Genomic DNA, 23,877 nt, shown 5'->3' with positions numbered 1-23,877 from the left:
GAAAAGATTATACCTACTTTTTACTATCTACTATAGTGCTATTTTGGTCTTGATTAAGTATTGCAGATCCACTCATAATAAGATAAGTTGCAAGTCCAAAGCCTAGGGCTATCAAAATGATTCGTTTTATTTTCTCTATTTTACTCATAGTGCGAATTTTATCAAAAAATAACTTATGACTTAACACATACGTAACACTCTTTAACTATTATATTTCAATTAAATATTTTGAGGTTACAAACAATGAAAAAAATTATCCCTTTATCTCTAGTCGCTCTTGCGTCTTTATATGCAACTGACGTGGAAGTATCTCCCATTGGAGTTGAGTCTACTCTTATAATGGAAGTTGCTCAAAAAGCACAAACGTCAGCAGACGTTGCAGAAGCTCTAAAAGATGGCGTGCCAAGTATAGACATGTCTCGCCGTAGTGGAATAGCAAACGATATTCTCATCCGTGGACAAAAACGCGACAATATCTCTATAGAAGTCGATGGTACAAAGGTCTATGGTGCTTGTCCAAACAGAATGGATCCCCCAGTATCTCACATTTTGGCAAATCAAATAACTGAAGTGGAAGTTACTGAAGGTCCTTATGACGTTACTAACTTTGGAACGCTAAGTGGTGGAGTAAAAATAAAGACTAAAAAACCAACTGCCGAAGAAAAAGCTTCAATAAATGTAGGTTTTGGCTCTTGGGGCTATAAAAAATTTGGAGCTACCGCTAGTGGAGGAAATGATATAGTACGAGTTTTAGTAACTGCTTCAACGGAAAGCGCCAATCAATATAGAGATGGCGATGGTAATTCTATAGCTGAGCAAATGGACAACTATGCCGCTACTAATCCAGCTGCTTTAAATGGTATAAAATTACAAGCGCCGTACCATGATATGGAAGCTTATAGTAAAAAAAGCATTATGGCTAAAGCATTTGTTACTACTGCAAAAAATCAAGAGTTGCGCTTAAGCGTTACGGCAAATAGAAGTAACAATATTCTTTATGGAAACTCTAAAATGGACGCGCTCTATGATGATTCAAACATTTATAGCGTTGAGTACAACGTAGACGCTTTAAACGATACGTACAAAAATCTAAATCTACAGTACTACTACTCTGACGTTGACCATCCAATGAGCATAAAGTATAGAATGGCCGCTACGGTTATGGGAACAATCACAAGTCACTTAAAGACTTCTATGCAGGGCTTAAAGTTTAAAAACACTCTTGACATAGCTTCTCACGAAGTTCTAGTTGGTCTTGACACAAGTAAAAGAACTTGGAATGGAAACTATTATAAAAATGACAATAGACTTCCAGATACTGCAACTACGTCTAGCACTAGCATAGATAACGCCGAGACGACAAATATGGCGCTCTTTGCAAAAATAAATAAAAGTTATGGTGACTTAGACATTACGCTTGGAGCAAGATATGATATAACTCGCATTACAAATGATTCATATCAATCTAATGACTACTCTGCAATAAACGCAAATTTATTAAGTACTTATAATATTAATAATGAAAATAAACTCTTCTTAGGTTTTGGACAATCTTCTCGCGTACCTGACGCTAGAGAGCTCTACTTTGTAGGTTCTAAAGCAAATCTTACTGGAACGCCTACTCTTGAGCAAACAACTAACCAAGAAGTTGACTTAGGATATGAGGCAAATGCTGATTCTTTCAAATTTAAAGCAAAAGCGTTTTACTCTATGTTAAGTGATTATATCTACATTAAAAAGAACGTACCGGTAAACGCGTTTCAAAATATTGACGCGACAATTTATGGAGCTGAGCTGAGCGCATCATACTATGCGACTGATGACATTACGGTAGATTTAGGAGCGTCTTATAAAAAGGGTGAAAAATCTGAAGCGCTTGCCGGTCAAAGCGATACAGACTTAGCAGATATGGCGCCACTACGTGGAAATATCGCTCTGAACTATGAATATGCAAATAACTCCATAGCAACTATTGAAGTGCAAGCAAGTGATAAATGGAGTGATATAGATAGCGACAACGGTGAGCAAGAGTTAGAAGCGTGGAGTATTTTAAACGCGAAAATAAAACATGCCGTGAATAAAGACTTTGACATTACTCTTGGGGTAAACAACATTCTTGATGAAACGTATGCTCAAAGTAATACTTATGCCGACTTAACGCTTATTACAGATGGTACTCCAAGTGATATCATGCTGATGAATGAACCAGGACGTTACGTCTATACAAACTTAGATTTTAAATTCTAATATAACTCTTATATACCTACCTCAAGGTTCTCTTGAGGTAAACCTCAAATCAAAGCCCTTTTTCATAATAAAAAAGCTAAAATCCAAGTATGATAAAAAGATACCCTACTAAAAAAATATTTGTTGGAAATGTAGCTGTGGGTGGTGATGCACCTATTAGTACACAATCAATGACTTACTCAAACACTCATGATGTTGCGGCAACTGTTGAGCAGATAAATCGCTTGCACTTTGCTGGTGCTGATATAGTTAGAGTTGCCGTTCCCGATATGGAAGACGCACTCGCCCTCAAATCTATAAAAGAGCAGATTTCGCTACCACTTGTTGCAGATATTCACTACAACTATAAACTTGCGCTTGTTGCTGCTGAGTCTGTAGACTGCATACGTTTTAACCCTGGTAATATTGGTGAGAAATCTCGAATAAAAGAGATAGTAAAAGCTTGTCAAGAGCGTAATCTCCCGATTCGTATCGGTGTAAATGCAGGTAGTTTAGAAAAAGAGTTTGAAAACAAGTATGGTCAAACGGCAGAGGGAATGGTAGCTTCAGCTGAGTACAACATCAAGTATCTTGAAGACTTAGGTTTTGAAGATATAAAAATATCACTTAAAGCTAGTGATGTAGGGCGGACAGTAGACGCATATAGAATGCTTCGTCCTAAAAACCACTATCCATTTCACCTTGGCGTTACAGAAGCGGGAACGCTTTTTCATGCGACTGTAAAAAGCTCTATAGGGCTTGGAACGCTCCTACTTGAGGGTATAGGTGACACTATGCGCGTAAGTATCACTGGTGAGTTAGAAGAAGAGATAAATGTGGCTCGCGCAATTCTCAAAGATAGTGGAGCTATGCCAGATGGCCTTAACATCATCTCATGTCCAACATGTGGGCGAATAGAGGCTGACTTAGTAACAGCAGTAAGTGAAATAGAAAAACGCACTGCTCACATCAAAACGCCACTGAATGTCTCAGTTATGGGTTGCGTTGTAAACGCAATAGGTGAAGCTGCTCATGCTGATGTTGCAATCGCTTATGGAAAAGGCAAGGGTCTTGTCATGGTAAAAGGTGACGTTGTTGCAAATCTTGATGAAGCTGAACTTGTAGATAGATTTGTTCTTGAAGTAGAGAAAATGGCAGAGCGTGCATAATGCAAGACAACCTTTACAACCTTGCGTTTGAACGCAGCATCTTAAGCTCTATAGTCTTTGAACCAAGTCAGTTTGACGAGCTAAGCGTTGCTCTTAAACAAGATGATTTTTATCTTCCAGCCCACAAAGATATCTACTCTACTATGTTACTTTTACTACAAAAAGACCAGCCTATAGATGAAGAGTTTATAAAAAAAGAACTTATTAAGATCAAGAAATTTGATGAGCAGGTACTGCTTGAGATTTTATCTGCAAATCCTATCTCAAACACTAAAGCATATGTTGATGAGATAAAAGACAAGTCTCTTAAACGCCATCTATTAACTCTTACTACAGAGATAAAACGAGTAACAGTAGAAGAAGAGCTTCCCTCTGCTGAAGTTATAGACATAGTAGAGAAAAAACTTTATGAAATAACGCAAGATAATCAGACAAGTGACTTCAAAGACTCTCCAAAAATGACCTTTGACACTATGGAGTACATCAAAGAGATGAAGGCTCGTGGCAACTCTGTTTTAGTTGGAGTTGACACAGGATTTAATGAGCTAAATAAGATGACTACCGGTTTTGGTAAAGGGGACCTTGTCATCATTGCCGCTCGTCCCGCGATGGGAAAAACTTCTTTTATACTAAACACCGTAAACTCACTGATTATGAATGGAAAAGGCGTGGCGTTTTTCTCTCTAGAGATGCCAGCTGAGCAGTTAATGTTGCGTTTACTCTCCATCCAAACTTCCATCCCACTTCAAAAACTTCGCGTTGGCGATATGAATGACGACCAATGGAGCTCACTTAACGGCGCAATAGATAGAATGAACTCTGCGAAACTTTTTGTGGATGATCAGGGTAGCATAAACATCAATCAACTCAGAAGCAAGCTTAGAAAACTCAAAAATCAACACCCTGAAATAGAGATAGCCGTAATCGATTATCTTCAAATTATGCAGGGCGTTGGAAATCAAGACAGACACCTCCAAGTATCTGAAATTTCTCGTGGACTTAAGATGCTCGCACGTGAGTTAGAGATGCCAGTTGTAGCCCTTTCACAACTTAACCGTGGACTTGAGTCTCGTAATGACAAACGCCCGATGCTAAGCGATATTCGTGAGTCTGGTTCTATTGAGCAAGATGCCGACATTATTCTTTTTGTATACCGTGATGACGTATATCTTTATAAAGAAGAAAAAGAGCGTGAAAAAGCGGCTAAAGCAGAAGGCAAAGAGTTTGTCTCTGAGTACGTGGAAAAAGAGGAAGAAGATGCTGAGATCATCATCGGAAAACAGCGTAATGGACCTACTGGACACGTAAAGCTTGTATTTCAGAAAAAACTTACTCGTTTTGTCGACGCTCCCGCATATAGCGCTGGTGTTGAAACGGTCTATGAGAACATAGACACACGTTCTGCAAATATTGACGTTGGAGTCCCTCAAATCGATATGCCAGCACTTTAAGATGATAGAGAGAGTCTCCCTTTTTAACTCCAAAAAAGAGATTCTCTACTTTTTAACTCTTACTTTTTCTATCCTCATCTTTTCACTTCTTTACGAATTTTACAACTATAAACAACTTACAAAATTTGACTCCGCTCTTATAAACGCCACAGTTCTTAAACAGTACGCAAAAACAAAACTAACAAAAAAAGGAAATCCTAGAACCTACCAAGTGCTCAAACTAAAAAGTGACGAAGGATTTGTATTTTACACAACTGCGAGTAAAAAACTTAGAGATATAAAATATCAGCATATTCAGATAGAAGCCTGGGCGGGAGAGATATCTTTTTACGAGTATATGAGCACTTTTTTTGCCTTTAGTAAAATCCTTAAAGTTGATGAAAAAGAGAGTTTAAAAAATAGATTTAATATGTTTATAGACTCTCAACACAAAGATAAAAGCAACTCCTCTATATACCAAGCCCTCTTTAGCGCTAAACCATTAAGTAGAGAACTTCAAGGGATATTTTCAAACCTTGGAGTCTCTCACCTTATCGCAATAAGCGGTTTTCACCTTGGAGTGCTTAGTGGAGTTCTGTTTTTTTTACTAAAGTATCCATACAAGTTTTTTCAAAATAGATACTTTCCCTATAGAAGTTATAAAGTCGACTCTTTTGTACTTATATCTGGCATACTTCTTTTGTATCTACTCTTTTTAGATTCGCCACCTTCGCTTCTTCGTGCTTTTGTCATGCTTGTCGTTGGCTTTATACTTTATGATAGAGGGGTTAAAATAGTCTCGATGCAGACACTCTTTGTTAGTCTAGTTATGATTCTTATCTTTTTTCCAAGACTCTTTTTAAGCGTTGGGTTTTGGCTCAGCATAAGTGGCGTTTATTATATATTTCTATTTCTTATCCACTACAAACATTTGAGTAAATTATGGCAATTTACTCTCATTCCTATTTGGGTCTATCTTTTAATGCTACCCTACTCTTTAGTCATATTTTCAAACTTTAGCGTCTATCATCCACTCTCAATAATCTGGACGTCACTCTTTACTCTTTTTTATCCTCTATCAATACTATTGCACCTTATAGGATTTGGGGATGTTTTTGATGGAATACTTATGGCATTTATTGAGATAGATACGGCAGCTGTGAAAATTGATTTGAGTTATGGATGGCTAATTTTAGAAGTGCTTTTCTCTCTTTTATCACTCTATAAAAAAGAGTTTATCTATCTCTTACTCTTTTATAGCTTCTCTTTGTTTATATACGCCATTAATTATGTAACATAACTTTAGCCCATAAATAAAAATAATCCAAGAGACGTATATCCAAAGAAATAGAAACATTACGATAGCGAAAGAGCCATACATAGTACTGTAAGCCTTATTTAAAAAAACATAATAGATAAATGCATTTTTACTCATACTAAAAACTATGGAAACTACAAATGAGCTAATAGCTGATGCGCGAGGATTTATCTTTGCATTTGCCCCTATTTGAAATATAAGAAAAAAGAGTCCCCATATGATTATATATGGTACAAGTGGCAGTATGTTAAACCCAGATGTAATCTCATTTGAGGCCATAAGTGTTGCGATATAGCCTGTAATGTAAAAAGAGATACCAAGAGCTATAGGAGTAAGGGTAAGCATAGTCCAGTATGTTGTTACTGACTCCCACAGAGTTCGCGGCTGTGCATGAAAAATCTTATTTGCTATAAACTCAAAGTTTTTAAAAAAAAGAAGCGATGCTACTAATATCATAGCTAAGCCCATTACTCCCATCTTTGCAGAGTTTTTCAAAAAACCATCAATATGGCCCATAATAGCTTCAGAATTTACCGGCATAAGATTTGAGAAAATAAATACTTTTATAGTCTCGTAATGTTCTTCAAAACTTGGAAGAGACGTCAAAAGAGTAAGCATGATAAGAAGAAGTGGAATGATAGTGAAGATGGTATAAAAGCTCAAACTCGCGGCAAAGAGCGTTAACTCTTTGTCGATAAAACTATTTGCCAAAAATTTTATCTGTTTGATTATTTGAGCATTTACATTGCGCATAGAGTTTTAGTTTAGTCCCATTTTTGCAGGGTTTAAAATGTTATTTGGATCAAACGCCATCTTAATGGATTTGAAAAGGTTCATCTCCTCTTCACTAAAAGCCATTCTCATGTAAGGAGCTTTTGCAAGTCCTATTCCATGCTCGCCAGAGAGCGTTCCACCTAAGTCAATAGTAGCTTGAAATACCTCGACTATAGCTTCATGCGCGATTTTTACCTGCTCAGGATCTTTACCATCCACCATTACGTTTGTATGCACGTTTCCATCACCGGTATGTCCAAAACATGGAATATTAACGTCATACTTTTTAGCTATGGCGTAAAATCTCTCTAAAAGCTCAGGAAGAACAGCGCGAGGCACGGTAACGTCTTCATTAAGCTTCTTGCTTCCATAAACGGTAATCGACTGTGACGCGTTTCTTCTTGCAAACCAGATATCAGCCGCTTCTTTAGCGTTTTGCGCAATTTTAAACTCCGTACATCCGTTTTCATTAAAAACTCGTTTAATTTCACTAAGTTGATAATCTAAATCATCCTCTAGGTTTCCATCAACGTCAGTAATTAAAATCGCGCCGGCGTCTACTGGAAGACCTTTGTGATAAGTCTGCTCAACTGCGCGAATAGTCAAGTTATCTAAAAACTCCATCGCAACTGGCGTTATACCGCTTGCCATGGTCTTATAAACCGCTTCCATTGCGTCATTAACGGTTGAAAAAACGCCCATTGCCGTTTTAGTCATCTTAGGTTTAGGAATAAGCTTCAGCGTTATCTCGCTTAAAACCGCAAGCGTCCCCTCTGAAGCTATCAAAATACCGCTAATGTTATACCCAGCGACGTCTTTTATCGTACGTTTACCCGCTTTGATGACGTCGCCATTTGGAAGTACCGCGCGAGTTGCCATTACATAGTCTTTAGTAATTCCATACTTCGCGGCTCTCATCCCACCTGCGTTTTCACTTACGTTTCCACCGATAGTTGAGTAGTCTTGACTCGCTGGATCTGGTGGATAAAAAAGACCCACCTCTTCTACCGCGCGTTGAAGATCCATATTTATAACGCCAGGTTGAACTATCGCAACCATATTTTTCATATCTATCTCTAGAATCTTATTCATATGCTTCTCAAAGCCTAAAATAATACCCCCTGAACTTGGAAGCGCGCCACCTGTAAATCCACTACCCGCTCCACGAGGAACTATTACTATTCTATGCTCGTTACAGTACTTCAATATCTCACTGATATCCGCTTCATTACGAGGAAAAAGAACTGCGTCTGGCTCAAAATGCTCACGCGTAGCGTCGTATGAATATGCAATTAAGTGTGCTTTGTCACTATAAATATTATCATCGCCAACAATTGAACTTAGTTTTTTTAAATGCTTTTTGTCTATCATAATTACTCTCCAATCTCAAATTTATCAACTATATGTAATAGTTTTTTTTCTTTTAAAATCTCATAGAATTTTCTATTGTCCTTATTATACTCAGCTAAAAGTGTATAGTAGTATGGCTCATACTCCTTGAGTCTTGAGCTGCCTTTACCAAACCAGTTTGCCGCAATCTTTTCAACTCTAGAGTGAAAAGGAAGTTCAACATACTCTTGTTCTAGGGGCGCGTCGCTTATATTTAAAATTTTAAAGCTTTGAATATCTATGGTATAAAGTTTTTTATCCAAAAATATAAAGAGTAACCCAACGCTGGTAAGTTCTCCAAAAGATTGAAAATCTTCAATAAGTGGCGTTGGGTGACCAGTATATGAGAGTGACGTTGCAAAGATGTCAGAGTGCACCCACTGAGTGTTTACGGACTTTGTAACTCTATGATAAACCTCTTCGCTAGGAGCTATTAAAATCGCTCGAGAGTATCCAAACGCCAGCTCAACTTCATCCCCAACTTCCACTTTCCACTTCCCACGAGGAAGCGCGTCACTATTAAGAGAAGTAAACTCACTCATCTTAAGAGTTGCTATCTTACTCTCTTTATCATACTTTAGCACAACTGTATTTTTTAAAATAATGCTATGTTCATCAGAAATCTTGTGTACGACGAAACCACTCATTCCTACATCTACTCTATCAACTTCTATGGTAATAATGTCTTCATTAAGACTTAAAATTGGTGCTTTAACTACTGCTGAGAAAAGTTCAAATGTAAGCATGATTAGTATAAATATATATTTCATTTTACTTCTTTGTATTTATATAAAGCGATTATATCAAACAAACCTCAGACTAAGCAAAAATTTGCTAATCTTTGAAAATAATTTACTATAGGCTAATATTTGTGATACGAATCTTCTTACTCTTCGCTCTAATAACTTCAGCTTTTGCCTCGGATGTTCAGAGATATAGATGGAAAAATGGCGAAACTTTTTTACTCTTTTTAGAAAAAAATTCTCTTCCTCTAAAACAACTCTATTATGATTTAGATAAAGATGACCAAAGACTTACCGAAGAGATGAGAAGTGGTATCCACTATCAAATACTTAGAGATTCTAACCAAACAATAAAACAAGTACTATTACCTCTAAATGATGAGCTACAAATTCATATTTATCAAGACAAAGGCTCTTATGCGTTTGAAGCTATTCCTATCATCAGCACAACAAGAACAGAATCCTTTACAACTACTATAACACACTCTCCAAACTATAATATTCTCAAAGAAACAGGATCTAAAAAACTAGCTCAAATCTTTATAGCAAGCTTTAAAAACTCACTCAATTTTAAAAATGACATACGAAAAGGTGATAAGCTTGTAATGATTTATGATCAAAAGTATAGATTAGGTGAAGTTTTTTCTATGCCAACGCTGAAAGTTGCCATGATAGAGATGAGAAAGAAACGCCACTTTATCTATCTTAACGATGATGACAGATATTATGATGAAAAAGGTCATGAGGTAGAAGGATTTCTACTTGCTCGTCCAGTAAGAGGTGCTAGAGTCTCTTCTCACTTTACAAAACGCAGATACCATCCAGTTCTAAAAAAATGGAAGGCTCACTTAGGTATGGATTATGCAGCACGTCGTGGAACTCCTGTAGTTGCCGCTGGAAGTGGAAAAGTTATCTATGCAGCTAGACTAGGAAGTTATGGAAACCTTATAAAGATACGACATAATGATGGATATGAGACAAGATATGCTCACCTAAAATCATTTCGCAGAGGTATCTACCGTGGTAAATATGTTAAAAAAGGCCAAACTATAGGCTATGTTGGTACAACTGGTCGCTCAACGGGACCACACCTACATTTTGAGCTAAGAAAACATGGACGAGCTATAAATCCTCTTCGAGTAGTTCAAGTAACCACTAAAAAACTCAAAGGCAAAGAGAGAAAAGCCTTTCTGACTCTAAAGAAAAACTATGATGAGAGTGTGAATCTTCATTTAGCAAATAAAACGCAATTTAAGAAGCTTCCAAAGTTTACGGGTAAGTGTTATGTTCACTCTCTAGAGTGTCAAGCAAATGGATAAAATCAACAAAATTTCCATTCTAAAAGAGCCAAATTTTGTCAAGCCCATAGAGATAACCTACACACATAAAGGTGTACAGAGAATCTGGGAAGCTGTAGTCACTCACGATAGCGTTGCCATCTTACTTTGGCACAAAGAAAAAGACTCCTTTGTTATAGTAAAACAGCTCCGGCCCCCTATCTTTAATGCCAATCCATCTGATGGCTATATGCATGAGTTATGCGCAGGCATAGTTGATAAAGAGATATCAAAAATAGAAATTGCTAGAGAAGAAGTGCTTGAGGAGTGTGGCTTTGACGTACCACTCAAGAAGATGCAAAGAGTGACCTCTTTTTATACAAGCGTAGGCATATCAGGTGCGAAACAGACACTCTACTATGCCCAAATAGATGAGAGTATGAAACTAAACGATGGTGGGGGACTAATGGAAGAAGATATAGAAGTCATTTACCTCTCTACTTCTAAGGCGAGGGAGTTTTTGTTTGATGAGAGTTATCAAAAAACCCCTGGGATGATGATGGCGTTTTACTGGTTCTTTGAAAACATAAAAAACTAACCAAAAAGCTTCTAACTAGGAAAATATAAATAGTGATGTAGATTCTAGGCAGCGAGTAAGGAAGCATACTTAAAGTATGTGACGAACAAAGCAACGACGAAGATGCATTGCTATTTATATTTTTAGCCGAATTCTATTGGGTCCATGTCTATCTCTGCTAATGGTACTCGGCTTCCAAGAATCGCCTTAATAATGTCTGTACTCTTATCTGAACGCAGTAGTATCTCAAACCTGTACTTATTTGCCACTCTCTCTATTGCACATTTTCCAGAGCCAACTATCTCTACGTTTTTAAATGCCAAAAGATTATCATACATCTTTCTCATCTCTTCTTGTGCCTTGGCTCCGTTTTTATGCGAGAAAAGTATACGACAGAGTTTTTTATAGGGTGGATAGAGCTCTTTTCGAAACTCTTTTTCTTCATCTAAAAACTTCTCATACTGACCTATATATGTTCTGAAAAAAGGCTCATTAAATGTTTGCACAACTACTTTAGCGTCTTTTAGCCGTCCACTTCTTCCTGAGACTTGTATGAGAGATGAGAGAGCTTTTTCTCTAGCTCTGTAGTCACTCATGTTGAGCATATTATCCATTCCTAAAACTACTGCAAGTGTAACGCCATGATAATCATGTCCCTTACTCAGCATCTGTGTTCCAACTAAAATATCACTCTCTTTATCATTAAATCTTTTAAGCGCTTTTTTCAACTTATTTGCTGTCGTTATTACGTCTCTATCAAACTGTTCAACATTTGCACTTGGGAGTATCTCCGCTATGTTTTTAACAGCCTCGGCCGTCCCTAAACGCGAGCTAGACAAGTTTGAGCTGTTACATTCTGAACATACTTGAGGAATAGCCTGTGTAAAGTTACAGTAGTGACACTTGAGTGAACGAGAGTTTTGATGAATGCTCAGACCTACGCTACAAAAGACGCACTCATAGGTGTGTCCACAATCTTGGCATATTAGATACTTAAAATTTGCCCTGGTTGGTAGGAAAACTATAGACTGCTCTTTTGCCTTTAGCGTTTGATCGAGCGCATTTATTATCATAGGAGATAAAGACTCCACACTTCTTTCATATATAAACTCTTTATTAGAGACAAAATGTCCTCCCTTGAGTCTGATGTAAGGAAACTTTACATAAGTAGTAAGTGATGGTGTGGCACTTCCTAAAACTACGGGTATATCATAGAGCTTACCCATATATATAGCTATGTCTCTTGCATTATAACGCGGTCTTGAAGAGGACTTGTAGCTATCATCATGTTCTTCATCAACTACGATAAGTCCTAAATCTTTGAGAGGTAAAAAAAGTGCAGAACGTGGACCTGCGATTATCATCGCCTCTCCACTATGAATCTTTTCTTGGGCTATTTTCTTCTGTTTTGGAGTTAGTTTTGAGTGCCACATAACGACACTCTCACCAAAGTGCTCTTCAAGGCGTTTACTCATCTGTGGCGTTAAGGATATTTCAGGCATTAAAAATATGCTTCGTTTTTTCTCAGCAATAAGCTGCTCAAAATACTTCATATATATCTCTGTTTTTCCACTTCCCGTATCGCCAAAGAGTAAGCTTGTTTTATGAGTTTGCAGATATAAAAGAGCCTCTTCTTGTTTTTTTGAGAGTTCAATTTTACTTATAAAATTCAAATCCTCGCCATAGCGAGGAACGAAGTAATCTAAGTCTTCATTAGAAAAAGCCATCATCAAAGAGAAAGCTTCTCCTAATGAACAGAGATAATAAGAGGATATAAACTTTGCAAGCTGAGTCTGCGCTTGAGAATAAGTAAACTCAGTTATCTCTGAAATTTCAAGTGTATCAAAAGGTGGCTTTTTACAAGAGGCGAGAAGAACTCCATCTTTAAGTTTTTTGTTAAACTCTAAAGTAACTTTTACTCCGACATCGATTGATTTTAGTGAGTGGTATGTAAAAGGCTCAAGAGGTGAGCCTATGATTGAGATCTTGTAGTAGTTCAAATAAAAAAACTAAATATAATTATTTTGTAAGCTCTTCACAATATGTAGCTGTAGAATCTGTACAATCAAATATACCAGTACTTCTTGTATAAGTAAATCCTACATTAGTTCCATTAATATTATAATTATAAGTATTGGTTGCATCAGACGTTGCTGTATCATTCCAGTGACTAGAGTCAGTACTTGCGGGAATAGGGTAATTTAATATTCCAGCGAATAGCCCACCCGTGTTGAGTGCTGTACCAGATATATATGAAGGGTCTCCCTTTATAAGTCTAGCTTGTCTTTCAGTAATTATTCCCGAACGTATTGAAGCAATATCTGAACGACCTTTGGAAATTGCAGCTTCTTCTGACATAGCTGCAAATTTAGGAAGTGCTATTGCTGTTAATATGCCTATGACAACAATAACCATAACTAACTCTACCATTGTAAATGCATATCTATAATTCTTCAAGAAGAGTCCTTAATGTAAATAAATTATTATGTGAAATTTTAAAGAGTTAAGACTCACCACTATTAAGCAGTGAATCTTAAATTACGAAGTAATATATTAATTGTTATTTTGAGTTTTAGCAGCTAATGCAACAGTAAAACCAAATCTAGGAGGAGTAGCAATTGTACCATCTACACAATAAAGAGTCTCTGCCGTTGGAATAGCAGTATTGTCTATAGCACCAACTTCAGCACCAGTTGTTGTAACTGTACCATCCGCAGCTGTAGTTTCAGTACCTGTACAGTCTGCTAAATCTATAGTATAACCATCTGGTAAATCTATATATTCAGCAAGTACTAAATTTTGTATAGAACCATTATTTGTTCTAACTGCCTTTGCCCACATACTCGGTGCTGCGGTTCTATTTAAAGTTGCAACAAAACTTTCAGCATTCTGTACCTTTGCCGATGTAGCAGTCTCTGTCATTTTTGGAACTGCAACCGCAGCCAAAATACCTAAAATAACGATAACGAAGATCAATTCGATCATTGTAAAACCAGCTCTTTTCATAAAGAACTCCTTGAGTTAAAATATTTGGATTACACTAGTAATCTTAAGACGAATTATGCTCCTTATAAAGTAAGAGCTTCCTTAAGGTGATAAGTTAATATTTATGGAACTAAAATTGCTTTATATTTTCAATATCAATAAAGGAGTAATAAAAATGAGTATAGAAATATCACGAGCAGCATCACTTGCATCAGCTGCACTCGACTACAGAGCGGCTCGTCAAGATATGATAGCATCAAACATTGCGAATGCTGATACTCCTTTTTATAAACCTCGTGACATCCATTTTGAAGATGCTTTAGCCGCTAAAAAAGCTGAAATTTTTCAAAATGACTCTAAAAAACTTAAAATGGCAATGACTGATGATTCACATATTGCTTTTAAAAATGAAAAAACTAGTTATAAACCTACTATGTATTTTAGAGATGGTCATATGGCTCGAAATGATGGCAATAGCGTTGACATAGATGTAGAAACAACTGAGATGAGTAAAAACTCTATCATGTTTAATGCGCTTGTAATGGCAAAGAAAAAAGATGGTGCAATCTTCAAGAGTGTGATTGAAGCATCACAAAAAATAAGCTAAGGGTCTTATGATGAGTAATTTTTTAAATAGTTTTGATATTTCAGGTTACGGCCTATCAGCTCAACGTGTACGTGTCAATACTATATCAAGTAATATCGCAAATGCACAAACTACAAGAACCACTGAAGGTGGTCCATACCGCCGTAAAGAGGTTGTTTTTAAAGCTGTCGACTTTAACCAGCAGTTTAACAAAGCCTTAGAAGGAATGACCGAGAGTGCTAAATATGAAGATCCACTCAGTGAAGGCACTTTTGGAAAAACTGTAAATCCTGCTATAATGAGTGTTATAGTTGATAAAATATCACGTGATGATTCAAAACCTAAGATGATGTTTGAGCCAAATCATCCAGATGCAGACACAAATGGCTATGTTGCCTATCCAAATATTAATCCTGTGATAGAAATGGCCGATTTAGTAGAAGCAACACGTAGCTACCAAGCAAATGTTGCAGCATTTCAAAGTGCTAAAGATATGGCGAATAGTTCAATTTCGCTTTTACAATAACTGGAGAACTAGATTATGAGTAATGTAAATGGCCTATCTAGCATAGGCACCGCTGACTTACTAAAACAAAAAAGTAAAGTTGAGAATGGTGGTGGTGAAGCTTTTGCAGAGCATTTAAAATCAGCACTAAACGAAGTAAATGAAGCTCAAGAGACGAGTGAAAAGGCTATAGCTGACATGGCTACAGGTCAAGTAAAAGACCTTCATCAAGCGGCCCTCGCTATTGGTAAGGCTGAAACAAGTATGAAACTTATGCTTGAAATCCGTAATAAAGCTCTGAGTGCATATAAAGAGATTGGTAGAACTCAACTCTAAGGGTTTTATAAACTTCTCTTTTTTTCTTCTCTACTCATCACTTCTATGTTAAAATACGACCACTTTATGCTTTAGTTCCCTTAAAGCTAAGAATCCTTACAAAAGCAACTGATAAATGGTAAACAAAAACAAAAGTAAAAAAATCCTTCTTCTCTTTACTCTTATTGTTCTTGGATTTATCATATTTTTAAGTGTAATGCTTATTACCATTTTAAAGTCACGTGATATTCCCTCACTTCATACTACTGAAGACTCTAGAGCACAAAGAGGAAGTATAATAAGTGCTGATGGTTTTCACTTAGCTACTACTAAAAAACTCTATAAAGCAGTTGTAAATAGCCGCTACATAGACCCTGAGAAAAAAGAACTTTTTATTGAGCTCTTTAGTATTTACTCTGGAATTAGTAGTGATAAAATAAGAAAACGCCTCTCTAAACGCAAAGGAGTTATAGTTCTTAGCTATAACATCCCACAGATTCAAGCACACTATCTTAAAAAACTTGCTTGGGAGCTCCGCCGTTTTAAAGTCTTCATGGAGTTAAAAAATGAAAAAACTGGGCTGCGTTCTATTCATGGGCTCAGTATCATTGAGAGTGGAGAGAGTAGAGAGTACCCTTATGGAAATCTACTAACGCCAATTCTTGGCTATCCGCATAAGGTTGAAGATGATGGTTACACTTCTATCAGAGGTGTAAAAGGTTTAGAGAAAAGATTTGATAATGCACTCTCTGCAAAGCAAGATAGCTTTAGTCGTGGTAAACGCGATGTCAATAGCTACATTATATTAAATAAAGATAGTTTTACTAAACCTCAAATTGATGGACTTGATATAAAACTAACTATTCCGGTTTCTTTGCAGATAAAAATAGAAAAGATGCTCGATGCAATGAAATTAGATTTAGATGCAAGACAAATAATGTGTGCAATAATGGATTCCACAAATGGAGATATGCTTTCACTAGCAAGTTCAAATAGATTCTTTCCAAAAGATATTAAACGCAGCGACTACCCTTCTCTAAATAGTGGGATGATTGAGTATAGTTTTGAGCCAGGGAGTGTTATAAAGCCCATAACTTTTGCTCTATTACTTGAGCGTGGACTTGTAAATCCTTATGACCTGGTAAATGGCCATAATGGTCGTTTTAAAATTGGTCGAAAAGTTATTACCGATGAGCATAGGTTTGATTGGCTCTCTGCTGAGAATGTTATAGTCTACTCCTCCAATGTCGGAATTGCTCAACTTGCACAAAAGCTCTCAGGATATGAGTTTAACAAAGGACTAATGAAGTTTGGTTTTACACAAAAATCTACTCCTGACCTTATTTATGAAAAAAGTGGCTCTATCCCCAGTTCAAAACGATTGGAAAATGAGATTTATAAGGCTACTTGTTCTTATGGTTACGGTATGCAAGCAAACCTCATGCAGCTACTACGTGCTTATAGTGTGTTTAACAATAATGGAAGAATTATAACTCCAAAACTCCTCAAAAGTTTTATAAAAAACAATGGAGTAGAAGATGTTCTTGGCTATGAAGAGCAGACACAAGTCATAAAAAGCTCTACAGCACAAAGAATGAAAAAGATACTGATAAAAACTGTAAATGAGGGAACTGGAAAGAAGACTATAACACCAGGTATTGAAGTTGGTGGAAAAACAGGAACTGCCCATAAAGTTGAAAAAGGCCAGTACGTTAACAGATATAATACTGCGTTTATGGGTTTTGCAAATGACAAAACAAAAAAATATACTATAGGTGTGATTGTAATTGAGCCTAAAAAGAGTCAGTTTGCTTCACAAACGGCAGTGCCTGTTTTTAAAAAAGCTATAGATATTATGATAGAAGATGGCTATCTAAAGCCATCTTCTTTAAAGCCAGACATTATCAAGTAGTCTGGTCTCCCCAACTAAAGCCTCCACTAATATAACACTGTTACCTAGTTCTACTTCACTAATAAGCTCAAATTCACGATTAAGTACTTCAACATAACCGATTTCTAATGGCTTGAGTATCTCTTTCATGTGTGCTTTTATCTCACTAGATTTCAAAAGTCTTTTTCCAACCATCTTGGATGCTTCAGAGAGTGAACGCGAGATTTTCAGGGCTTCGACTCGCTGCTCTGGAGTCAGGTAGATATTTCTACTACTCTTAGCTAAACCATCACTATCGCGAACCGTATCTACAGCGATAATTTCAACATCCATAAAAAGCTGTTTTACCATCAGTGATATTAAGTTTAACTGCTGCGCATCTTTCTTTCCAAAATAAGCGTATCTTGGGTTTACTATATTAAAAAGTTTATTAACTACGCTTAGTACGCCATCAAAATGACCAGGGCGAGTCGCACCTTCAAGTACAAATCCCCTTACATTTGGAGCCACCACTCGCACTTCATCATCTGAATAAATCTCGTCAACTTGAGGTAAAAACAATACATCAACCCCCGCAAACTGACATATCTTTTTATCTGCCTCATCTTTAGAAGGATACTTATCAAAGTCTTCACCTTCTAAAAACTGAGTAGGGTTTACAAAGATTGACACTACAACAAATTTACACTCTGCTCTTGCTTTTTTGATAAGAGAAATGTGACCATCATGAAGTGCTCCCATGGTTGGAACAAAACCAATATTCTCATTCTGCTCTTTTAGATACTCTTTTAACTCTAGAACTTTTGAAATAATCCTCATTTTAAGCCTCTATTTTATATAATCGCATTATAACGAATATAAGGTATTTTATGGATAATTATGAATATACAGAGCTCTTAAAAAATATAACCATTAAAATGCAAAATATTACTGGTGTTGTAGAGCCCCAAAAAATCAAAACTAGGCTTCAAGAGATTGAAGAGCTTGAGAGTGATCAGGATTTTTGGAATGATGCCACATATGCTGCAAAAATACAAAAAGAAAAAACGCAACTTCAAAGAAAGTTAGATAAATATGAAATAGCTTCAGATGCAGTAACGGATGCTTTTGAGCTTTACGAGATGGCAAAAGAGGAGAATGATGAAGAGTCATTAAACCTCTTGTACGGTGATGCTCCAAAACTAGAGGAACAGATTAGGGATATGGAGATAGAAGTTCTTCTAAGTGGGGAGAGTGATGCAAACAACGCCATTCTTTCTATCCACCCAGGTGCTGGTGGAACAGAGAGTCAAGACTGGGCGGAGATGCTTCTTAGAATGTATAAACGTTGGGCTGAACGTAGAGGATTCAGTGTCGAGGTACTTGACTATCAGTCTGGAGAGGAAGCGGGAATAAAAGATGTATCGATCATCATAAAAGGTGAAAATGCCTACGGATACCTCAAGGTAGAAAATGGTATACATAGACTTGTTCGAATATCTCCATTTGACTCAAATTCTAAACGCCATACTTCATTCTCATCCGTTATGGTCTCTCCCGAGATTGACGATGACATTAATATTGTCATAGAAGATAAGGATCTTCGCATTGATACTTACCGTGCAAGTGGAGCAGGTGGCCAACATGTCAATAAAACAGAATCGGCTATACGACTAACGCATATAGAGAGTGGCGTAATAGTGCAATGCCAAAACGATAGAAGTCAGCATAAAAATAAAGCAACGGCCATGAAAATGTTAAAGTCGCGTTTATATGAGCTAGAGTTAGAAGCTCAAAAGGCTGAAAAGGATGGTATATCTAAAAGTGAGATAGGTTGGGGACATCAAATACGTTCCTATGTCATGCAACCTTATCAGCAAGTAAAAGATACTCGTTCAAACGAAGCACTCTCAAATATCTCTGCTATTTTAGATGGAGATATAGATAAAATGATAGAGGGAGTTCTAATAGCACAAAATCGCTCTTAGATTATGGCAAGATTACATTATGAATTTACTTAAAGAATTTTCCTTAGAAGACAAATGTTCCTACTTGGACAATAAACAGCAGACTACACACTATAAAGTCATAAATGATTGCTCATTAGAGAGCTGTCAAGATTTAGTAGAGAGAGGTTATAGAAGATTTGGTAAGATGTACTTTAGACCCATTTGTGCTACATGCAATGAGTGCCAGAGCATTAAAATTGATGTACTTAACTATAACTTTTCAAAATCAGCTAGGCGAATTCTAAAAAAAGCCTCTCATATAAACACCTATATTCAACGTCCAACAGTTTCTCAAGAACACTTAAAAGTTTTTGATAGATACCATTTGCATATGAGTGAGAAAAAAGATTGGGAGTATAATAAAACAACTCCTGAACACTACTATCACTCATTTGTATTAGGCCATGAAGATTTTGGATATGAAGTATTATACTATGATGACAATAGACTTATTGGTGTAGATTTAATCGACATATTAGAAGATGGCATCTCATCAATATATTTTTACTATGACCCAGAGTATGCATATTTATCTTTAGGAAAGTATTCACTATACAATCAAATAAAATTAGCTAAACAAGAGAATAAAAAGTGGATTTATTTAGGTTATTATGTAGAGGGTTGTCCATCTCTGTCATATAAGGCTGAATATAAACCTTATAAAACTCTTCAAGGCAGACCTAATCAGTATGAGGAATATAAATGGATTTAACGAACTAACTCTAATTTTTGATCTTCTCTAATCTTCATTTTTTTGCGACTTAGTTCCAGTTCTAACTCACGTTCTAATCTCTCTTGGGCAGCTCTATCATTCTCACGTATACGTTTTATTTTTGCAGCTTCTCTCTGTTTTTTTGTTTTATATCTTTTTTGTTCTGCTTCTTTTTTTGCTTTTAACTTCGCATCTTCATCTAAAAATTCTTGAATAACACCTTCAATATTTATATCTTCCGAATGAAGAAAATAATAATCAATTATCTCTTGCTTTCTTGATTGTGTATCGATAAGTCCACTATTTATTAGTTGGGCAAATAGAGTGCTATCTTGATTTTTAACTGCATTATCATATGAAGTCACTGCACTTCTCATAAAATAATCATTTCTTTTAGATAGCTCTCTGAGTTTATTGAGGTACTCTTTATTAGAATTTTTTGACTTTCCAGACTCTATTTCAAAGCCTATCTTCTTGGTTTTTTTGACATCCTTTACATATGCTTTGATATCTTTAATATAAACTTTATAATATTTAATTTTCTTAAGAGAATCTATCTTTTGTACATTATCATAGATAACATCACCAAGAGCGGAGTAAGGCTTTGGATTTTGGGCATTTAAAAGTGTCACAAGTATTGTAAGAATTATTATTTTATACATATCTAACCTAAATTTTTTTGTATTATAGCAGTATTTGTGTAGTTATTGAGGAGAGAGGGAGGTATTTCCAAATGGAAACACCTTTAAAAAGTAGAAATTACCCGTTACGTTTTTTCTGAATCTCTTCAGAAACAGCTTTTGGAACTTCAGCATAGTGATCAAATTCCATAGAGTATGTAGCACGTCCTTGAGTAGCTGAACGAAGGTCAGTAGAATAACCAAACATCTCAGATAATGGTACATGAGCATCAACTATCTTACTTCCAGCTCTATCACCCATTGAATTAACTTGTCCACGACGTCTGTTAAGGTCACCGATAACATCACCCATATTCTCTTCTGGAGTTTCAACTTCAACTTTCATCATTGGCTCTAAGATTGAAGGTTTTGCTTTACGACAAGCTTCTTTGAATCCCATTGAAGCAGCAAGTTTAAACGCCATCTCATTTGAATCCACATCATGGTAAGAACCATCATATAGTGTAACATCAACATCTTCCATTGGATATCCAGCAAGAACACCTGCTTGCATAGCTTCTTCACAACCTTTAGAAACAGCAGGAATATACTCTTTTGGAACACTTCCACCCTTAATCTCATTATGGAAAACATAACCAGTATCAGGCTCACCTGGCTTAACAGTAAGGTAAACATGACCAAACTGACCACGACCACCTGATTGTTTCGCATATTTGTACTCTTGTTGTACTTCTTCTTTAATAGACTCACGGTAAGAAACTTGTGGTGCACCAACTTCAGCATCAACAGAGAACTCACGCTTCATTCTATCTACAAGAATTTCAAGGTGTAACTCACCCATTCCAGAAATAATAGTCTGACCAGTCTCCTCATCAGTGTTAACACGGAAAGATGGATCTTCAGCAGCAAGTTTACCTAGTGCAATACCCATTTTTTCTTGGTCAGCTTTAGTTTTTGGCTCAACTGCAACAGAGATAACTGGAGCTGGGAAGTCCATTCTCTCAAGAACAACTTTTTCCTCACCTTGACATAAAGTATCACCAGTAGTTGTAGATTTAAGACCAACAACAGCACCGATTTCACCAGCATAAATCTCTTTAACTTCTTCACGTTTAATAGCGTGCATCTTAACGATACGCCCAATTCTCTCTTTTTTATCTTTAGTAGAGTTATGAACAAATGAACCTGATTCTAATGAACCACGGTAAACACGGATAAATGTAAGAACACCAACAAATGGGTCAGTCATAATTTTAAATGCAAGTGCAGCGAAATCACCATCATCAGTTGATGGAACAGCAACATGAGCTTCTTCATCATCCATCAAAGTACCCTCAATTGGAGCAGCTTCAACTGGAGAAGGTAAGTATGCAACAACAGCGTCAAGTAACGTTTGAACACCTTTGTTTTTAAATGCAGTACCTGGAGTCATTGGAACAACAGCCATACCAAGTGTAGCAGCTTTAATTGCAGCTTTTACTTCATCTTCAGTAAATTCTCCACCATCTAAGAATTTTTCTGCAAAGTCGTCATTACCTTCAACTTCTGCAAGAGTCTCCATCATCTTTTCTCTGTACTCTTCAGCTTTTTCTTGTAAAGACTCACGGATCTCTTGAACATGGTAATTAGAACCCATTGCAGCATCTTGATCCCAAACAATCTCTTTCATAGTAACTAAATCAACAACACCTTCAAAATCAGCTTCTGCACCAATAGGAAGTTGAATAGGAAGTGGATTACCCTTAAGACGCTCACGAATTTGGTTTTCAACTTCATAGAAATCTGCACCTGTTCTATCCATTTTGTTAACAAAAACGATTGAAGGAACTTTATAACGGTTACGTTGTCTCCAAACAGTTTCTGATTGTGGTTGAACACCACCAACAGCACAGAATACTGAAACAGCACCATCAAGTACACGCATAGAACGCTCAACTTCAATAGTAAAGTCAACGTGTCCCGGAGTATCTATAATATTAATCTGCTTTCCAGCCCACTCACAAGTAGTTGCAGCAGAAGTAATTGTAATACCACGCTCTTGCTCTTGTTCCATCCAGTCCATAGTAGCAGCACCATCATGAACCTCACCGATTTTATGTTCAACACCAGTGTAGAATAAAATTCTCTCCGTTGTTGTAGTTTTACCTGCATCGATATGTGCAGCAATACCGATATTTCTTACATCATTTAATTTGTGACTTCTTGCCATGTTTTGTACCTTGTTAATTAGTTGAGAGATAACCTCTTTTATAAATAAACTATATTTACTTATAAAAGAGGTCGATTAAAGACACTCTAACCATAAAAGATTAGAGTGATCTAAGTTTATTATTGAATGATTACCAACGATAATGAGCAAATGCTTTATTAGCTTCTGCCATTTTATAAGTATCTTCTTTTTTCTTAAATGCAGAACCTTTATCAGTTGCTGCATCCATGAACTCATTAGCTAATCTCTCAGCCATAGTTCTCTCATTTCTCTTACGAGCTGCGTCAATTAACCATCTAAGTGCTAAAGACTGTTGACGTACTGGGCGTACTTCTACTGGAACTTGATAAGTAGCACCACCAACACGGCGACTTTTTACTTCAATAATTGGTTTAACATTTTCAATAGCTTCATTAAACGTATCGATACCAGTTTTTTCACCACGTGAGCTAATGATATCCATTGCACTGTAAATGATTTTCTCTGCTATAGATTTTTTACCGTCTAGCATTACTTTATTTATAAATTTCGTCAATGTTTTGCTTCCATAAACTGGATCTGGCATAACTGGACGAGTCGGAGCTTTTCTTCTTCTCATATTTGAGTTTCCTTCTTCTTCAATTTTTTCAAATTTACTCAAAATTAATCACTAAAGATTAATCCTGTAGCTATTGAATATTTATATTAAAAAAACAGTATTAAACTATTTTTTTGGACGTTTTGTTCCGTATTTAGAACGAGCAACCATACGGTTAGCAACACCAGCAGTATCAAGAGCACCACGAACGATATGGTATTTAACACCAGGTAAATCTTTAATACGACCACCACGTACAAGTACGATTGAGTGTTCTTGAAGATTATGACCTTCACCACCGATATATGAGATTACCTCAAAACCAGATGTTAATCTAACTTTTGCAACTTTTCTTAAAGCCGAGTTAGGTTTTTTTGGTGTAGTCGTATAAACACGAGTACATACACCACGACGCTGTGGACATGAAACAAGAGCTGGTGATTTTGATTTCTTAATCACACGTTTACGCTCATTACGAATCAGTTGATTGATTGTAGGCATACAATTCCTTTTTACTTAATTTTCCAGTAGAATTTAATTCTTTACATTTTGTAGAGAATTATAG

24 protein-coding genes are annotated in these 23,877 nt (G+C 36.4%); 12 read left to right on the top strand and 12 right to left on the bottom strand.

Annotated features, from left to right (window positions below; translation table 11 throughout):
- Positions 1-13: 13 nt before the first annotated feature.
- Entirely contained in the window at positions 14-148 is a 135-nt protein-coding gene (locus GJV85_RS13745; protein ID WP_255550558.1) for a hypothetical protein, read from the bottom strand.
- A 95-nt stretch (positions 149-243) separates the two neighbouring features.
- On the opposite strand from GJV85_RS13745, the gene GJV85_RS01810 reads away from it, so the two are divergent.
- The 4 genes from GJV85_RS01810 to GJV85_RS01795 all read left to right on the top strand — a co-directional run bounded on the left by GJV85_RS01810 (position 244) and on the right by GJV85_RS01795 (position 6,125).
- A complete protein-coding gene (locus tag GJV85_RS01810) occupies positions 244-2,247 on the top strand; it encodes a TonB-dependent receptor (RefSeq protein ID WP_207562174.1) in 2,004 nt (667 codons plus the stop codon).
- Between the two features lie 89 nt (positions 2,248-2,336).
- A complete protein-coding gene (gene ispG, locus GJV85_RS01805) occupies positions 2,337-3,395 on the top strand; it encodes a flavodoxin-dependent (E)-4-hydroxy-3-methylbut-2-enyl-diphosphate synthase (RefSeq protein WP_207562173.1) in 1,059 nt (352 codons plus the stop codon).
- Positions 3,395-4,846 carry a replicative DNA helicase gene (locus GJV85_RS01800; protein ID WP_207562172.1) on the top strand — a complete coding sequence of 484 codons (1,452 nt, stop codon included), beginning with the start codon at positions 3,395-3,397 and terminating at the stop codon, positions 4,844-4,846. The genes ispG and GJV85_RS01800 overlap by 1 nt, the downstream gene beginning before the upstream one ends.
- A gap of 1 nt (position 4,847) precedes the next feature.
- Entirely contained in the window at positions 4,848-6,125 is a 1,278-nt protein-coding gene (locus tag GJV85_RS01795) for a ComEC/Rec2 family competence protein (RefSeq protein ID WP_207562171.1), read from the top strand.
- On the opposite strand, the gene GJV85_RS01790 is transcribed toward GJV85_RS01795, so the two are convergent.
- From GJV85_RS01790 to GJV85_RS01780, 3 genes are read right to left on the bottom strand one after another with little or no spacing between them, the layout of a single operon-like run.
- Positions 6,072-6,896 carry a YihY family inner membrane protein gene (locus GJV85_RS01790; RefSeq protein ID WP_207562170.1) on the bottom strand — a complete coding sequence of 275 codons (825 nt, stop codon included), beginning with the start codon at positions 6,894-6,896 and terminating at the stop codon, positions 6,072-6,074. The genes GJV85_RS01795 and GJV85_RS01790 overlap by 54 nt on opposite strands.
- 6 nt (positions 6,897-6,902) lie before the next feature.
- On the bottom strand, positions 6,903-8,288 hold the full coding sequence (locus GJV85_RS01785; RefSeq protein WP_207562169.1) for an FAD-linked oxidase C-terminal domain-containing protein: 1,386 nt from the start codon (positions 8,286-8,288) through the stop codon (positions 6,903-6,905).
- 2 nt (positions 8,289-8,290) lie between these two features.
- Entirely contained in the window at positions 8,291-9,076 is a 786-nt protein-coding gene (locus GJV85_RS01780; RefSeq protein ID WP_207562168.1) for a plasminogen-binding N-terminal domain-containing protein, read from the bottom strand.
- A 101-nt stretch (positions 9,077-9,177) separates the two neighbouring features.
- Here GJV85_RS01780 and GJV85_RS01775 point away from each other — a divergent pair, with 101 nt between their 5' ends.
- Complete coding sequence (locus tag GJV85_RS01775; RefSeq protein ID WP_207562167.1) at positions 9,178-10,368, top strand: M23 family metallopeptidase; 1,191 nt, start codon at positions 9,178-9,180, stop codon at positions 10,366-10,368.
- Positions 10,361-10,924 (top strand): NUDIX hydrolase, encoded by a 564-nt coding sequence (locus tag GJV85_RS01770; protein ID WP_207562166.1) that lies wholly within the window; start codon positions 10,361-10,363, stop codon positions 10,922-10,924. Before GJV85_RS01775 ends, GJV85_RS01770 begins: the two co-directional genes overlap by 8 nt.
- Positions 10,925-11,046: 122 nt before the next feature.
- Here the strand turns inward: GJV85_RS01770 and GJV85_RS01765 are convergent, their stop codons facing one another.
- From GJV85_RS01765 to GJV85_RS13625, 3 genes are all read right to left on the bottom strand, one after another.
- Entirely contained in the window at positions 11,047-12,903 is a 1,857-nt protein-coding gene (locus tag GJV85_RS01765) for a primosomal protein N' (protein WP_207562165.1), read from the bottom strand.
- Positions 12,904-12,922: 19 nt separating this feature from the next.
- A complete protein-coding gene (locus GJV85_RS01760; RefSeq protein WP_207562164.1) occupies positions 12,923-13,360 on the bottom strand; it encodes a type IV pilin protein in 438 nt (145 codons plus the stop codon).
- A gap of 96 nt (positions 13,361-13,456) precedes the next feature.
- The gene (locus GJV85_RS13625; RefSeq protein WP_242689813.1) at positions 13,457-13,909 is read right to left on the bottom strand and encodes a prepilin-type N-terminal cleavage/methylation domain-containing protein; all 453 of its coding nucleotides are present in this window, start codon (positions 13,907-13,909) and stop codon (positions 13,457-13,459) included.
- 154 nt (positions 13,910-14,063) lie between these two features.
- On the opposite strand from GJV85_RS13625, the gene flgB reads away from it, so the two are divergent.
- From flgB to GJV85_RS01735, 4 genes are all read left to right on the top strand, one after another.
- Positions 14,064-14,495: a flagellar basal body rod protein FlgB gene (gene flgB / locus GJV85_RS01750; RefSeq protein WP_207562163.1), complete on the top strand. Its 432-nt coding sequence runs from the start codon at positions 14,064-14,066 to the stop codon at positions 14,493-14,495.
- 10 nt (positions 14,496-14,505) lie between these two features.
- On the top strand, positions 14,506-15,000 hold the full coding sequence (gene flgC / locus GJV85_RS01745; RefSeq protein ID WP_207562162.1) for a flagellar basal body rod protein FlgC: 495 nt from the start codon (positions 14,506-14,508) through the stop codon (positions 14,998-15,000).
- A gap of 15 nt (positions 15,001-15,015) precedes the next feature.
- Positions 15,016-15,315: a flagellar hook-basal body complex protein FliE gene (gene fliE / locus GJV85_RS01740; protein ID WP_207562161.1), complete on the top strand. Its 300-nt coding sequence runs from the start codon at positions 15,016-15,018 to the stop codon at positions 15,313-15,315.
- 115 nt (positions 15,316-15,430) lie between these two features.
- Positions 15,431-17,206 (top strand): peptidoglycan D,D-transpeptidase FtsI family protein, encoded by a 1,776-nt coding sequence (locus GJV85_RS01735; RefSeq protein ID WP_207562160.1) that lies wholly within the window; start codon positions 15,431-15,433, stop codon positions 17,204-17,206.
- On the opposite strand, the gene panC is transcribed toward GJV85_RS01735, so the two are convergent.
- The gene (gene panC, locus GJV85_RS01730) at positions 17,183-18,004 is read right to left on the bottom strand and encodes a pantoate--beta-alanine ligase (RefSeq protein WP_207562159.1); all 822 of its coding nucleotides are present in this window, start codon (positions 18,002-18,004) and stop codon (positions 17,183-17,185) included. The two genes, GJV85_RS01735 and panC, sit on opposite strands and share 24 nt — an antisense overlap.
- 50 nt (positions 18,005-18,054) lie before the next feature.
- Between panC and prfB the strand changes: the two genes are divergently transcribed.
- Together prfB and GJV85_RS01720 are read left to right on the top strand one after the other, a co-directional pair.
- Positions 18,055-19,152 (top strand): peptide chain release factor 2, encoded by a 1,098-nt coding sequence (gene prfB / locus GJV85_RS01725; protein ID WP_207562158.1) that lies wholly within the window; start codon positions 18,055-18,057, stop codon positions 19,150-19,152.
- 19 nt (positions 19,153-19,171) lie between these two features.
- Positions 19,172-19,885, top strand: a complete 714-nt coding sequence (locus tag GJV85_RS01720) for an arginyltransferase (RefSeq protein WP_207562157.1) — start codon at positions 19,172-19,174, stop codon at positions 19,883-19,885.
- Here the strand turns inward: GJV85_RS01720 and GJV85_RS01715 are convergent.
- The 4 genes from GJV85_RS01715 to rpsL form a co-directional block, all read right to left on the bottom strand.
- Entirely contained in the window at positions 19,882-20,547 is a 666-nt protein-coding gene (locus tag GJV85_RS01715) for a hypothetical protein (RefSeq protein WP_207562156.1), read from the bottom strand. The two genes, GJV85_RS01720 and GJV85_RS01715, sit on opposite strands and share 4 nt — an antisense overlap.
- A gap of 97 nt (positions 20,548-20,644) precedes the next feature.
- Positions 20,645-22,735, bottom strand: coding sequence for an elongation factor G (gene fusA, locus GJV85_RS01710; RefSeq protein WP_207562155.1), 2,091 nt, complete (start codon positions 22,733-22,735; stop codon positions 20,645-20,647).
- A 130-nt stretch (positions 22,736-22,865) separates the two neighbouring features.
- Positions 22,866-23,333, bottom strand: a complete 468-nt coding sequence (rpsG, locus tag GJV85_RS01705; protein ID WP_207562154.1) for a 30S ribosomal protein S7 — start codon at positions 23,331-23,333, stop codon at positions 22,866-22,868.
- A 105-nt stretch (positions 23,334-23,438) separates the two neighbouring features.
- Positions 23,439-23,813, bottom strand: a complete 375-nt coding sequence (gene rpsL / locus GJV85_RS01700) for a 30S ribosomal protein S12 (protein ID WP_207562153.1) — start codon at positions 23,811-23,813, stop codon at positions 23,439-23,441.
- Between the last annotated feature and the right edge of the window lie 64 nt (positions 23,814-23,877).

It is taken from the genome of Sulfurimonas aquatica, assembly GCF_017357825.1.
Classification (GTDB): Bacteria; Campylobacterota; Campylobacteria; order Campylobacterales; family Sulfurimonadaceae; genus Sulfurimonas; species Sulfurimonas aquatica.
The sequence above is the reverse complement of the archived record's forward strand: the minus strand, read 5'-3'. Positions and strand labels throughout refer to the sequence as shown.